The organism is Filimonas zeae (assembly GCF_014641615.1).
In the GTDB taxonomy this organism is placed as follows: Bacteria; Bacteroidota; Bacteroidia; order Chitinophagales; family Chitinophagaceae; genus Filimonas; species Filimonas zeae.
Genome location: NZ_BMIB01000003.1, coordinates 1,417,252 through 1,431,751, shown reverse-complemented (window position 1 = coordinate 1,431,751; position 14,500 = coordinate 1,417,252). Strand labels below are relative to the sequence as shown.

The following is a 14,500-nucleotide window of genomic DNA, read 5'->3' as shown; positions in this document are numbered from 1 at the left end:
GTAACTGGTTTTGGTAAATCTGGCCTTGTTGTAGAAAATGGTGCCATATCCAGTTTTACAAGTATTGATGCTACGACATATACCGCAACTATTACACCGGCTGTTGATGGCGAAGTGAAAGTGAGCGTGGCAGAAAATGCAGCATCAGATGCGGCAGGCAATGGAAATATTGCCTCAGATACATTGGTTCGTAAATATGATGCTACTAGGCCAATGGCATCTATTGCTACTACTGCTGCAAATCCGCTGAATAAGGTATTTGATGTTACCGTTACGTTCAGTGAAGCTGTAAATGGTTTTGGTAAATCTGGCCTTGTTGTAAAAAATGGTGCGATATCCAGCTTTACAAGTATTGATGCTACTACATATACCGCAACTATTACACCTGCTTTTGATGGCGAAGTGAAAGTGAGCGTGGCAGAAAATTCTGCATCGGATGCGGCAGGCAATGGTAATGTTGCTTCAGATACGTTGGTACGTAAATATGATGCTACCCGGCCAACGGTTACTATTGCTACTGCTGCTAAAAATCCCCTGAATAAAGCATTTGACATTACTGTTACGTTCAGTGAAGCTGTAACAGGTTTTGGTAAATCTGGCCTTGTTGTAGAAAATGGTGCGATATCCAGTTTCACAAGTATTGATGCTACGACATATACCGCAACTATTACACCGGCAGTTGATGGGGAAGTGAAAGTGAGCGTGGCAGAAAAATCAGCATTGGATGCGGCAGGCAATGGAAATATTGCCTCAGATACGTTGGTGCATAAATATGATGCTGCCAGGCCAACGGTTACTATTACTACTACTGCTGCAAATCCCCTGAACAAATCATTTGATATTGCCGTTACGTTCAGTGAAGCTGTAACTGGTTTTGGTAAATCTGATTTTGCTGTAGAAAACGGTGCAGTATCAGGCTTTACTGTTATTAATGCTACAACATACACTGCCACCATTACACCGGCTGTTGATGGCGAAGTGAAAGTGAGCGTGGCAGAAAATTCAGCATCGGATGCGGCCGGCAATCGAAATATTGCCTCAGATACGTTGGTGCGTAAATATGATGCTGCCCGGCCAAAGGTTACTATTACTACTACTGCTGCAAATCCCCTGAACAAACCATTTGATATTGCCGTTACGTTCAGTGAAGCTATAACTGGTTTTGGTAAATCTGGCCTTACCGTAGAAAATGGTGCGATATCCAGCTTTACAAGTATTGATGCTACGACATACGCCGCAACTATTACACCTGCTATAAACGGGGAAGTAAACATAAGTGTTGCTGAAAACGCAGCACGCGATGCGGCAGGTAACGGAAATATTGCCTCAGATACATTACTGAGGAACTATGATGCAACCCGACCAACGGTAACAGTTACTACTGCTGCTGCAAACCCGCTAAATGGTGTATTTGATGTTGTTGTTAGATTCAGCGAAGCTGTGATAGGTTTTAATAAAGCAGGTCTTGTTGTAGCGAATGGTGCTGTATCTGGCTTTATGCGTGTAGATGCCACAACATATACTGCTACTATAGTGCCGGCCATGGATGGTGAAGTGAAAGTAAGTGTGGCTGGGAATACAGCACAGGATGCTTCTGGAAATGGCAATATTGTATCTGATGCGCTGGTGAGAAATTATGTAGCAGGCAAACCAATAGTTACTCTCAGTAGCGCTTCGCCTGGTTTATTAAATAATGCTTTTGAGGTTACTGTTGTATTCAGCCGGCCGGTGAAAGGATTTGATAAAGCCGGTTTGAATGTGATAAATGCTACCGTTTCGGGCTTTGTAAGCACTAATCCTTCAACCTATACCGCTACAATTGCGCCGGTTGCAGATGGTGAGGTGAAGGTAAGTGTTGCGGAAAGTGTAGCACTGGATACAGCAGGCAACGGGAATCTGGCTTCTGATATATTGGTAAGAACTTATGATGGAACAAGACCGGGTGTTACTATTTCAACTGCTGTGAATAACCCGGTAAATAAGGCACCTTTGCATTTTGAAATCAATTTTACGGAGGAGGTATCCGGGCTTATTGCAAAGAATGTTACAGTAACAAACGGCATTGTTGCTAAACTGGAAGGTGCGGGTAAACATTACACGCTGGAAGTAACCCCAGTAGCAAGTGGCCCTGTAACAATAACTTTGCAGGAGAATGCCGTAACAGATGCGGCAGGCAACGGAAATACGCTAAGCAATATATCTTCTGTGGTGTTTGATAACGTAAATGCAACTGCAACTATTGTTGCTCCGGCTGGCGTAACAGCACCCTATACGGCCACAATCTATTTTAGTAAAAAAGTTTCAGGGTTCTCTGTAAATAAAATCAGCATTAGTAACGCAACACTCTCTTTGTTCACAAAAATAAACGACAGTGTTTATTCCGTACTGGTAACGCCGGTGCATGAGGGGCAAGTGGAAATTTCTGTAGCAGCAGGCGTGGTATTGGATGCTGCTGGTAATATAAACAACCCGTCAGCTATTGTTGCTACCATTGCGCGATTTGATGCGGTTATTGATCAGGTATATCCTGTTCCTGCCAATACAGTATTGAACATACGTTTTAGGGGTATTACCAAAGAAAAAATGCGCGTGCTGTTGATGGATATGAAAGGGAATATAGTACGGGATAAAGAGGTGCCGGTACAAACCAGGCTGCTGAGCTTAGAGGTAGCTGATTTGCCTTCAGGCATATACTATATGATGATACCGTTTATAGGCAATACTTCGAAAACAAAAATAATGATCGCGCGATAGTTGCCCCCTGTTTAATAAAGAAGCCGTCTGCCTGATTGTAACAAACATAGGAGACGGCTTCTTCTTTATTTTCAATTGTATCCGGATGGCCGGGCGCCGATTATTGTTTTACCAGCGACACGTCATCCACATAACAAAAAGCATTTTCGGTACCCGTAGCCAGAAAACCTACCTCTGCTTTTCCGCCTTTTATAGAAACGTTTTTCAGTTGAATGGTTTGCCAGAAAGTATTCTGTTGGGTAATCCGGTGCTGTTGTTTTGTACCATTACTTTCTGCATACATTTCCAGTTGTGTAAACCCTTCGCTGTTTTTAATTCGGGCGGTTAATGTATACAACCCGTCTGGCAGCGGCACATAGGGGGAAGAGCTTACTGTTTGAAACACCTTACGCTGAAAAGGTACATTATCGCTTATGTGCAGGCTTTTTTCTCCAATTACCTGTTTGCGCTCGTCTGCTGTGTTAAAATGGTTTAACCGGGGTGAACTGCTGTCACCCACTTTAACGGCGGTGCCTTTGATTACGATGGTGGCCCAGCCGGTAAGTTGTTCCTGTATGGGTTTAAAATTGCTGGGTATGGCGTTGCGGTCGGCTTCAAAGCTTCCGTTTTTGATATAGTTGTTATCAGCATTTACTGTCCATAATCCGGTGGTGGCATCCAGCTGCCAGGCGCTGAGCGAGTTAAAGTAAGGCGTGGCGCCGTTAAACGAAAGTGGAAACCATTGGTTGTAGCCCAGACCATTACCGGCAAAATTGCTCCACCTGTCGCCGCAGTACAGTACGGTTTCCTGCCGGGTGCCTTTAATGGTGTAAAAGAAACCGGTTTGGGTTACATGGCCAAAGTCGTCCTCGCAGCCTGGCATTACCTGCATGTTGTTGGTGGGGGTATAAGGTCCCTTAATATCATCCGCTACCAGATAATATACGTGTGAGGCATCCCATCCATAAATGTTAGAGGCGCACATGTAGTATTTGCCTTTGTACTTGAACATACAATTGCCTTCGCGGCTGGCGCCCTGAAATACCTGGTTGCAGTTGAGTATATTTACTTTACCCTCTTTTACGCCAATTTCAGAAATATAGATTTTGTTACGGCCTTTGCCATAGGAGTAGATGAGGTACGATTTGCCGTTGTCTTCATCGGTAAACACCGTTTGGTCGCCGGTGTTGCTGGTGCCGATAATGCTTTCCATACTAATTTCCTGGTGCCAGGTAAAGTTGCCGGTGGGGGAGCTGGCAGTAAGTATGCCTACTTTGCCCCCATGCTGCACAAACAAGGCATATTGATTTATAGAGGAGATATAAGCTACCCCCAGGCGGCCTACCCACGTAGGGCGGCTGTTGCGGTTCATTTCTTCTTTGGTTATCACATCTTTTTCAAAAGTCCAGTTAACCAGATCATCTGAGCCGTAGCAGGTAACAGATTCAAATGTATTGCGCGCATAGGTAACCGATGGATCATGACGGTACTGTTCCGCTTCTTTATAATGCACCCCATACCAGTAATACCGGGCCTTGCCGGTAGCCGGATTGGTAAAACGGAATATGCCGCCGCCCTGGCTATAGACGGGCTGCCCATCCTGTGTATTCCGGAAAACATCGTTCTGAATGGTGCCTCGCTGTGCATGGCTGTTATAAGCGGTAATGCATAAGCAAAGAAGTAGTACACCTGTAGTTAAAAAGCGCATATGGCTTGCCTTATTCAACCTTATCATAGATGGTAAAAATGCGCTATTGTTTTAATTGCCCCGTCCTGTGCTGTTCTGATGTTGTGGCAATGTTTTTCAATAGCATCGCATCTTCATAAGCGGTACCCAGGGTGTTGTTAAAGTAGGCGTATACCTGCTTTCCGGCCTGTAACCATTGCTGCATTTGCTGGTGAACAGCCTGCAGGTGGGCGGTGGTATAAGTGCCGCCATAATTATCATCTGTGCCATGAAAGCGTATAAAGGCTACGGAAGCATGCTCATTCAGCTGCATGGTGGCAGAACGGCTTTTATCGTGCAGTACGATAGAGCAATGTTGCTGGTTGAGCATCTGGTATGTCTGCGGGGTATACCAGCCGGTATGCCGGAACTCTACCACGGTATGCCACTCGTTATGTGGATTGTGCCTGCGTACTAACTGCAGCAACTGTTTTACCGGTGCAACATAATCGACTGTAACAGATGCCGGAAACTGTATCAATAAACAGCCCTTTTTATTGCCCAGTTGCCGGGCGGCCTGCATAAACTTTATCACATCCTGTTCCTGCCAGGCCAGTGCTCTGGCATGTGTAATGCCTTTCCACAATTTTACGGTAAATCGAAAATTGTCCGGTACTTCCGCAGCCCAGCGTGCAAAAGTTTCAGGCTGGGGTACCTTATAAAAACTGCTGTTTACCTCCAGGGTATTGAACAGTGAGGCATAGTAGGTTAACCGGCTTGCGGACCGGTATTCTTCCGGAAAGCTTTGTTTGTTACCCGGAAGCACAATATTGCTGGTGCCTATTCGTATGGTGTGCATGGTAATGGTGCTATGGCTGATGATGCTAGCTATAAGAATCATGCCGTAGCAGGCAGCGCTGCCAAACCGGAGCGTATTCCCGTGCATCTGATGAATTATCTGGCACCGGAAAAAAGGGGGGGAAGCTGGTTCTGCCTGATTTCCATTACTTTTACTTCCTTTAAGATTCAGATAAAGCGAGCAGGTAGATTGTCAGATTCTTTGATGCATAATGAGAAAGCATTGTTTCAGCGTATTGCGGAGGGAGATGAAGGGGCATTTGAAACGCTGTTCCGTTGTTATGTGCCGCAGGTGCGTGCAGCGGTAGCAGGAGTGCTTGGAACAGAAATCTATGTAAAAGACATACTACAGGAGGTGTTTCTGAACCTCTGGCTAAACCGTGATAAGCTGCCCGCTGTGGAAAACCCCCGTAACTGGATTTTTAAAATCACTTACAACCGTTGCTATACCTGGCTGCAGAAACTGCAGAAGGAAGAAGCCCGTAACCATACTGCCGCTATACAGCTGGCAGGTGGCGATAACGGGCCGGAACAACTGCTGCATTTCAGAGAAACCCGTTTGCTGGTACAGGAAGCCATTCTGCAGCTGACACCCCGTAGCAGGGAAATTTATGAACTGCACCGCAACCAGGGTTTAAAGGTGCCCGAAATTGCACAACAGCTGGGCGTAGCGCCACAAACTGTAAGCAATTCGCTGCACCAGAGCGTACTCCGTATCCGTCAATATCTGCTGGAAAAAGGGGTGGTAATACCGCTGGCGATACTTTTTTTACTTTTTTTCTAAAACAGACAGTATAAAATGTTTGCTGCTGAGTCGTACTCAGCAGAGCAGGTATTTTATTACGCCAAAACAAAAACTGTGTATACCCACCACCGCCTACAATATTTAATGGAACAGGCGCGCAGCCGGCAGGCTACGCAGGAAGAAATTACCGAAATGCTTACCCTGATTGCGCAGGATGAGGAGGGGAGGGTGATTGCCGCGCTGAACGCTTTTCACCACGTGCCTGATTCTGCAGCGGAAGCAGCGCTTACACCGGAGCTGTACGCGCTGGCAAAGGAAATACTGGCTGCCGATAAGCTGCCCGCCGTTGCTGCCCGCAGGCTGCCCCTGCGCCGCTGGTGGCAGGTAGCCGCTGCTGTGGTACTGCTGGCGGGTGCCAGCTGGTTATGGCTGCAATACCGCCCGCAGGGTAAACCGGGTAGCCCCACTGCGCAGCAGCCTGTGGCAGATACCGCCACGGCGCGGGGTACCGTGCTTACGTTATCTGATGGCCGTAAACTGGCATTAGATAGCCTGGGCAACGGAGAAATTACCGCTGAAAACGGTACCCGGCTGGTATTCCGCAATGGCAGCCTGCAATACAACGCCGCCGCAGCTACAGACAGTACACTCGCCTTACGCTATAATACCATTACCACGCCCAGAGGCAATCCTTTTCAGCTTACGCTGCCCGATGGTACGCGTGTTTGGCTGAATGCGGTATCCTCCCTCACTTACCCGCTGGCTTTTGCACACGGGCAGCGGCAGGTAGCCCTTACCGGTGAAGGTTATTTTGAAGTGGCTGCCAATACCCAGGCACCGTTTATAGTAACAAACAACCGGCTGCAAACCCAGGTACTGGGTACGGCTTTTAATATGAAGTGTTATGACGATGAGCCGCTGGCACAAACTACGCTGGTGAATGGGGCGGTGCGGGTAACAAAGGAAAACAGGAGTACGCTGCTGCAACCCGGCCAGCAGCTGAGTGCAGCGGAAGATACCTGGCGGGTAACACCGGCAGATATGGAGGCAGTACTGGCCTGGAAAAACGGGCAGCTGCAGTTGAACAACGCAGATATAGCCACGGTAATGCGGCAGGTAGCGCGTTGGTACGATGTAACGGTGGTATACCCCAATGGCGTGCCTGATATACCGCTGGATGGGTATGTGCAAAAGGAAGCAGGGCTGGAGCAGGCAGTGGAAATTTTAAAGGCCGGAGGGCTGCATTGTAAACTGGAAAACAAAACGCTTATCATATTCCATCATTAAAAATCCAATGCTTATGAGGTAATGCACACAGGGTAAAAGCATAAAAAACCAGGAGTGTTCCCGCACCCCTGGCTATAAATGGCTTTTACAACAAAAAAGAACTGACGTGTAATTGATCATTGTTTAAAACCAAGACTACAAAAGTATGTATTTAAGCGCACGTAGCAGAGTCTGCACGCTGCAAAGGCGGCTGCTATCCAAAACTGTACTCATTATGAAACTAACAACGGTAGTTGTACTACTGGCAAGCCTGCAGGTTGCGGCCCGTGGCTTTTCCCAGAAGGTAACATTGAACGTGGAAGAGGTACCGTTGCAAAAGGTATTTAATCAGGTAAAAAAGCAAACCGGTTACTTGTTCCTGTGCGATACGCGTTTACTGCAACGCGCGCAACCGGTAAGTATTCATGTATCGCAGGCCTCGTTACAGGAGGTAATGGATGCCTGCCTGCAAAACCAGCAGCTTACCTATAAAATTGTAGGTACCACCATTGTGTTAACGGAAAAAACAGTGGCCCGGGTTACTGCAGAGCAGGCTGCGCCGCCACCCGTACCTGTTAAAACAGAAGGGCTGGTAAAGGATGATAAAACCGGTAACCCGCTGGCCGGTGCCTCTGTAACGCTGAAGGGTACTAAAAAAGCCGTGTTTACCGATGCCAATGGTAAGTTTACCCTGGAAGCAGCTGCCGGTGCTTTACTGGTGGTTACCTATGTGGGGTACGAACCTAAAGAGATAACCGTAGCAGCCAATACCCGTGGTGTGGTGGAAGTAAGGCTGGCTACCACTACGCAATCGTTAAACGACGTGGTGCTGAACGGTATTTATGCCCGCCCGGCGCAGAACTTTACGGGTGCAGCCTCTTCCTTTACCACAGAGCAGATTAACCGCGTATCCAACACCGGGCTTATTGCAGCCATCAGTGTGCTGGACCCTTCTTTTCAGCTGCCGGAGAACATTTCTGTAGGTTCAAACCCCAATGCCCTGCCCGATGTGCAGATACGGGGCGGAAACAGTATAGCCAACCCTGGCCTGGGCACAAGCAGCAATGATGTGTTTGGTTACAGCACCAATAAGGTAAACACGCCTTTGTTTATTCTGGATGGGTTTGAAGTGCCTTTACAGCGCATCAGCGATCTGGATGTAAACCGCGTAGCCAAAGTAAGTATACTGAAAGATGCCAGCGCTACCGCTATTTATGGTTCGCGTGCCGCCAACGGTGTGGTGATTATTGAAACCATTGCCCCCAAAGATGGCCGCCTGCGCATGAGTTATAACGGCGCGGTAAATGTAGAAGCGCCCGACCTGCGCGATTACGATTTGCTGAATGCAGCGGAAAAGCTGGACCTGGAACTGAAGGGCGGCGTGTACAAAAGCAGTATTAACTCCAGCCAGGAAAACCTGAACGTATTATACAACGCCCGGCTGGCACAGGTAAAACGTGGCGTAAATACCTACTGGCTTTCGCAGCCATTGCGTACGGCCTGGGGCAGCAAACACAATATATTGCTGGAAGGGGGCGCGGGTGGTGTGTTATACGGCATAGGACTTACCTACGATAAAAGGGCAGGGGTAATGAAACAATCCGGCCGCGATAACATCATGGCCAACTCGTACCTCAGTTACCGCGTAAACAGGTTGTTGTTTAAGAACGATGTTACCTTAACTTTTAATACTGCCAATAACTCACCCTATGGCAACTTCAGCACCTATGCGGCTATGAACCCTTACTGGTCGCCTTACGATGCCAATGGCAAACTGGTGTATGAAGTAGAAAAGCTGTATCAGGAAAACGGACAGCTGGTATACGGTACCGCCAACAACAGTTACGGTATTTTTATAAACCCGCTGTTTAATGCAACCATTAATGTGGTAGACCGGCAGAAGTACCAGAATATAACCGATAACTTCAGCATACAATACCAGGCTACCAACTGGCTGCGCCTTAACGGCCGCTTTTCAATGCAGCTGCAGAAAAACCAGAGCGATGTTTTTTTGCCCGCTACCCATACATCGTTTGCAGCACTGGCTGCGGCAGATTACGACAGAAAGGGTTCTTATGCAAAAGCAGAAGGCCAGCGTAATTACTACGAAGGATATTTAACCGGCGATGTAAACAAGGTGTTTAATCAGCATCTGATATTTGCCACTGCCGGTTTTAATTTCAGCAATACCAGCGAGAATATCTACGCCATACAGGCCACCGGTTTTCCTAACCAGCGCCTCAGCGAAATCTATAACGCCGTGCGTTATGCGCGGGATAGCAAACCTTCGGGCTACGAATCTAAAAGCAGGCTGGCAGGTTATCTGGCCAACCTCAGCTACTCGTACGATAACCGGTATCTGCTCGATCTCAGTTACCGCCTGGATGGTTCTTCGCTGTTCGGTTCCAATAACCGCTTTGCCAACTTCTGGTCGGCAGGTGCGGGCTGGAACCTGCATAAGGAGCGTTTGCTGGCGCATGTACGCGGACTGGATCGTTTAAAGCTGCGGTATTCCTTCGGCTATACCGGCTCGCAGAATTTTCCTACCTACCTGGGTAATACTACTGCGCAATATTATACCGACAGAACCTATAACAACAGCATAGGCGTGTACCTGCGCGGCTGGGGCAACCCCGATCTGGCCTGGCAGCAAACGCGCAAGCAGAACATTGGTGCAGACGTTACGCTGTTTAACCGCTTAACGGTTACGGCTAACTACTTTGTAGAAAAAACGCAGGGTGCACTGGCTACTATTAATACGGCACCTTCTACCGGTTTCACCAGCTATAACGCCAACCTGGGCGATTTACAGAACAAAGGCTGGGAATTGTATACCAACCTTACGCTGTACGCGAAAAAGCGTGGTATGGTATCGGTATTTGCCAATATTTTTTCTTCCAAAGGAAAATATACCCGCATATCTAACTCGCTGGATGCATTGAACAGAACGGCAGATACCAGCAAAAGCACCAAACCGCTGGTGAGGTATGCGGAAGGGCAATCGCCCACCGCTATCTGGGCCGTACGCTCGCTGGGCATTGACCCTGGTAACGGCCGTGAAATATTCCTGAACCGCGAAGGCAAAACCACCAATGTATACAGCAACCTGGATCAGCAGATTACAGGTGACAGCCGTGCAGATGTGGAAGGCACTTTTGGTGGCAATGCGGAAATAAAGGGCATTGGCATGAACGTGTATTTCCGTTACCGCATAGGCGGGCAGGTGTATAACCAAACCCTGGCAGACCGGGTGGAGAATGCGAACATCTTATACAATGTAGACAGAAGGGTATACACACAACGCTGGCAAAAGCCCGGCGATCATACCTTTTTCAAAGGCATTGTAACGCCCGATGGCTACAGCATCAGCGAAGGGCCAACCTTACCTACCTCGCGGTTTGTGCAGAACTATAACTTTCTTACCTGCGAAAGCTTATCGGTATACTATCGTTTTTCAGATAAGCTGAACAAAAGGCTGCATGTAAGCAACACCCGTATTACGGCATACACCGGGCAACTGTTTCGCTTATCCAGTGTGAAACAGGAGCGGGGGCTGGACTATCCTTTCAGCCAAACGTTTACGCTGCTTTTACAAACCACTTTTTAATGTTTTTGAAATACCCCGATTATGAATTTATTACGCCGATATATATGGACGCCGCTGTGTGTGTTGCTGCTGGGGCTTACAGCCTGTAACAAATGGCTGGATGTAAAACCCCTTTCGCAGGTAGATGAGGCAGAACTGTTTTCGAGTGCGCAGGGTTTTGAAGATGTGATGGTGGGTGCATACACCCAGTGCGCTATGCGCAGCCTGTACGGTGCCACACTTTCCACTACCTTAATAGAAGTGCTGGCGCAGCGCTACACCAATATTAAAACCAATACCTTTCACCAGTATTACGAGGCTGCTTTATACAACTATGCCAATGGCACGGTAAAAGCACTTACCGATAGTTGCTGGTACGGCCTGTATGGTGCCGTGGCGCAATGTAATTTTCTGTTGAAGAATGTAGACGCGGCCAATGGCAAAGGTGTGTTTGCATCTGACCAGCAATACCGCCTGTACAAAGGGCAGGCGCTGGGCACCCGTGCGTTTCTGCATTTTGATCTGCTGCGTTTGTTTGCCCCTTCCTTTGCGGCAGATGCCGGTGCACGATCCATTCCTTACATGGTTAATTTTACCGTAGCGCCGCAGGCCAGCCTTAGCACTACGGCCGTGCTGGACAGCTGCATCAGCGATCTTACCAAAGCCGATACGCTTTTATGGGATGCCGGCAAGGGCAACGGTTTTCGCTTTAGCCGCTGGGCTGCCAAAGCCTTGCTGGCGCGTATATACCTGTACAAGGGCAATAAAGCGCAGGCCCTCAATTATGCCCGTCAGGTAATCAACAGCGGGCAGTACCGCTTTATAACTTCTGCCGAAGCCAGCGCTGCCAAACCGGATCGTGTGTTTACCCCCGAAAGCATTTTTGCACTGAGCGTATTTGGATTGCAAACCCTTTCTGATACCTATTTCAGCGAAAAGGCCAATGGCAGCACACTGCCCGAACGCAGTTATCTGCAGGTGAGCGATGCCACGTTAAAAGCCAATTACGATTACACGGTTTCCGGCTACGGATCTGACCCACGGTACAAGCTATGGTGGCAGCTGCAAACCGGCGCTACCACAGTATTCTTTTCCAAATACTGGACGGCCGATAACGCGCTGAATCGTGTGCCGCTGATAACCTTGCCGGAGTTATATTATATAGCCGCAGAAGCGGAAACGGATGTGGCAGCAGGTAAAGCGTATATAGACTCGGTGCATATTAAAGGCCGTTTTATTCCGGCCATTACGGCTACTACTACCGCAGAGTTGCAGGCACAGATTGCGAAGGAGTATGTGAAGGAGTTTTACGGGGCAGGTCAGTTGTTCTTTTATTACAAAAGAAGAAATGAAGCCGTACCCGGTGCTTCTGCCGCCGGCAACGCCTTGTTTCTGCTGCCGGTGCCTGTGGCTGAGCAGGAGTTCAGATTTTAATTACCCCTGAAATGAATTTACATGAAACCAGTATTCTATGCAATAATAGCAGCCGGCTTAGGTATGTTACTGCCCGGCTGTAAAAAGGATGATTTTTATATGTACAGCAGCCAGCCCGCCATTTACTTTTATTCGGGTGTGGGTGTAAACATGCCGGATTCTGCTGCGTACAATTTTATTCTGCTGCCCGTAACGCAAACTGCTGATACGGTATACCTGCCGGTAAGGGTGCAGGGCTTCAGCAACACAGCAGACCGTACTATTTCGTATACGGTTGCCGATAGTTCCACGGCGGTAGCAGGTACCCATTATACCATAGGTAAGGCTGTGCTGCATGCAGGCAGGTATGTAGATTCTATTCCGGTATACCTGAAGCGTACGGCAGATATGGCTAATAATACCCTGAAACTATATGTGCAGCTGAAACCTTCGGCTGATCTGGAGCAGGGTTATAGCAACCACCTGGTGTATAAGCTTACCGTTACTGACAGGGTGGTGCCACCCAGCTGGACGTATACCTTATCCAGCACCTTTGGTGCATACTCCCATGTTAAGTTCCGTTTTATAGTATCGGTATTGCAGGTAACCAGCTTTACAGGGTTGCTGCCTTCACAGGCAGCGGCTATGGCTACCAAATGCAAACTGGCACTGGTGGAATATGAAGCGGCCAATGGCCCGCTGATAGATGAAAACGGCGCGCGGGTGGTGTTTCCCTAATACTTAAATCTGATTTCCATGAAACCATTACTGATCATAACCACCCTGGCATTACTGATTGTTGCCGGGGGGTGCTATAAAGACAAGGGTAACTATGCTTATGTGGGTATTGATACCGTACGTATTGATTATGATGCAGCCGGAAAAGCCTTTACCGTGCTTCAGTTTGATACGCTGCGTGTAAAACCGGTAATTATACAATCTGCCGGCAGTACCGAAGCTGTGCTGAAATATGAATGGAGTGCCCGTTTAATAGATCCTTCCAGCGCTTCGCAGCAGTTTCCTGTTACCGTACTTTCCTATCGCCGCAACCTGGATACGGCTGTTAATCTGGCTCCGGCCAACTATGCGGTTACTTTTAAAGCTACAGATACTGTAACCGGCATCAGCAGTTATCTGTTTTACACCGTAGCTGTTACCTCCAGCTTTAGCGAGGGCTGGCTGCTGCTGGAGCAAATTGGGGGTGTGGGTGATGTGGCTATTATTACCTCTTCCGGTAAACTGCTGAATAAGGCTTACAGCCAGGTGAATGGTGTATCGCTGCCGGCTGATGTAAAAAAGGTAGATGTATCATCGCTGCTGAGCCCTAAAGAGGTATACCTGTTCAGCGAAAACGAAGGGATAGAAGTAAGCCCGGTGAGTTTTGCGCGCATTAAATCGTTTAACAACTGGTTCTTTTATCCGCCTGCTACACAAAAACCACAGGTAAACACTTACCTGGTGGAAGGTTATGCCAACTGTGGTGTGGCCATTAACAACGGCCTGGTACATATCCGCAGGTTTGGTGGGTTTCCGCCACCGGTGCTGTATGGCGCGGAAATATTGCTGGATGGTAAGTCCGGCTACCGCATGGCACCCGCTGTGCTGAAAGGCAACTTCAACGCCTCCTTATATCTGGCGGCGTTTTATGAAACCACCGGCAAGCGGTTTATAGGCCTGCGTGGTGCTACCTACGGGCTGGATGGTAATCTGGTACACTTTAGCGCGCCGGATGCTGCTGCCGCTTTTGACCCGGATAATGTAGGTATGGATCTGCTGTATATGGGTGCAAGCCGCGAGGCTAATATTTACAATGCGGTAATGAAGCAGGGTAGTGATGCGTATCTGCTGCAGCTGAACCTGAACGTGGCGCAGAGCGCCCGGTTAAAGCAAAAGATGAATGCACCCGGCGCGGCAGACCTTACGGCGGCAGTAAGCTCGTTGCAGCTGGATTATATTTACTATTCCTTTGGTAATAAGCTGTACATGTATGAAATTGGCCCCAATACCGCTTCGCTGATTTATGAGTTTGCGGCGGGTGAAAATGTAACCACCCTCACCATTGATCCGGAACGTTCTGCCACTGAGCTGCTGGCCACTACCTGGAATGGCAGTACCGGCAACGCTTATCAGTTTACGCTGGATATAACCGGTAAGCCGGAAAACAATACCTATATCAGAAAATATGAAGGCCTGGGTAAAGTAGTATCAACCAGGTACAAAGCAAAATAAACAG

At 48.2% G+C, this 14,500-nt stretch carries 9 protein-coding genes; 7 read left to right on the top strand and 2 right to left on the bottom strand.

Annotated features, from left to right (window positions below; genetic code table 11):
- The coding region (locus tag IEY13_RS18780; RefSeq protein ID WP_188954964.1) for an Ig-like domain-containing protein at positions 1 to 2,754 on the top strand (2,754 nt) is incomplete at its 5' end.
- A 100-nt stretch (positions 2,755 to 2,854) separates the two neighbouring features.
- Here the strand turns inward: IEY13_RS18780 and IEY13_RS18775 are convergent.
- A complete protein-coding gene (locus IEY13_RS18775) occupies positions 2,855 to 4,441 on the bottom strand; it encodes a family 43 glycosylhydrolase (protein WP_188954962.1) in 1,587 nt (528 codons plus the stop codon).
- A 43-nt stretch (positions 4,442 to 4,484) separates the two neighbouring features.
- Complete coding sequence (locus tag IEY13_RS18770; protein ID WP_188954960.1) at positions 4,485 to 5,300, bottom strand: DUF72 domain-containing protein; 816 nt, start codon at positions 5,298 to 5,300, stop codon at positions 4,485 to 4,487.
- Here IEY13_RS18770 and IEY13_RS18765 point away from each other — a divergent pair.
- The 6 genes from IEY13_RS18765 (at position 5,271) to IEY13_RS18740 (ending at position 14,496) form a co-directional block, all read left to right on the top strand.
- Positions 5,271 to 6,041: an RNA polymerase sigma factor gene (locus IEY13_RS18765; protein ID WP_188954958.1), complete on the top strand. Its 771-nt coding sequence runs from the start codon at positions 5,271 to 5,273 to the stop codon at positions 6,039 to 6,041. The genes IEY13_RS18770 and IEY13_RS18765 overlap by 30 nt on opposite strands.
- Positions 6,042 to 6,146: 105 nt before the next feature.
- On the top strand, positions 6,147 to 7,289 hold the full coding sequence (locus IEY13_RS18760) for a FecR family protein (RefSeq protein WP_188954956.1): 1,143 nt from the start codon (positions 6,147 to 6,149) through the stop codon (positions 7,287 to 7,289).
- Positions 7,290 to 7,503: 214 nt separating this feature from the next.
- The gene (locus IEY13_RS18755) at positions 7,504 to 10,875 is read left to right on the top strand and encodes a SusC/RagA family TonB-linked outer membrane protein (protein ID WP_188954954.1); all 3,372 of its coding nucleotides are present in this window, start codon (positions 7,504 to 7,506) and stop codon (positions 10,873 to 10,875) included.
- Between the two features lie 21 nt (positions 10,876 to 10,896).
- Entirely contained in the window at positions 10,897 to 12,288 is a 1,392-nt protein-coding gene (locus IEY13_RS18750; protein WP_188954952.1) for a RagB/SusD family nutrient uptake outer membrane protein, read from the top strand.
- 21 nt (positions 12,289 to 12,309) lie between these two features.
- Positions 12,310 to 13,005 carry a DUF4843 domain-containing protein gene (locus IEY13_RS18745; protein WP_188954950.1) on the top strand — a complete coding sequence of 232 codons (696 nt, stop codon included), beginning with the start codon at positions 12,310 to 12,312 and terminating at the stop codon, positions 13,003 to 13,005.
- Between the two features lie 18 nt (positions 13,006 to 13,023).
- Positions 13,024 to 14,496 (top strand): PKD-like family lipoprotein, encoded by a 1,473-nt coding sequence (locus IEY13_RS18740; RefSeq protein ID WP_188954948.1) that lies wholly within the window; start codon positions 13,024 to 13,026, stop codon positions 14,494 to 14,496.
- Positions 14,497 to 14,500: the final 4 nt, after the last annotated feature.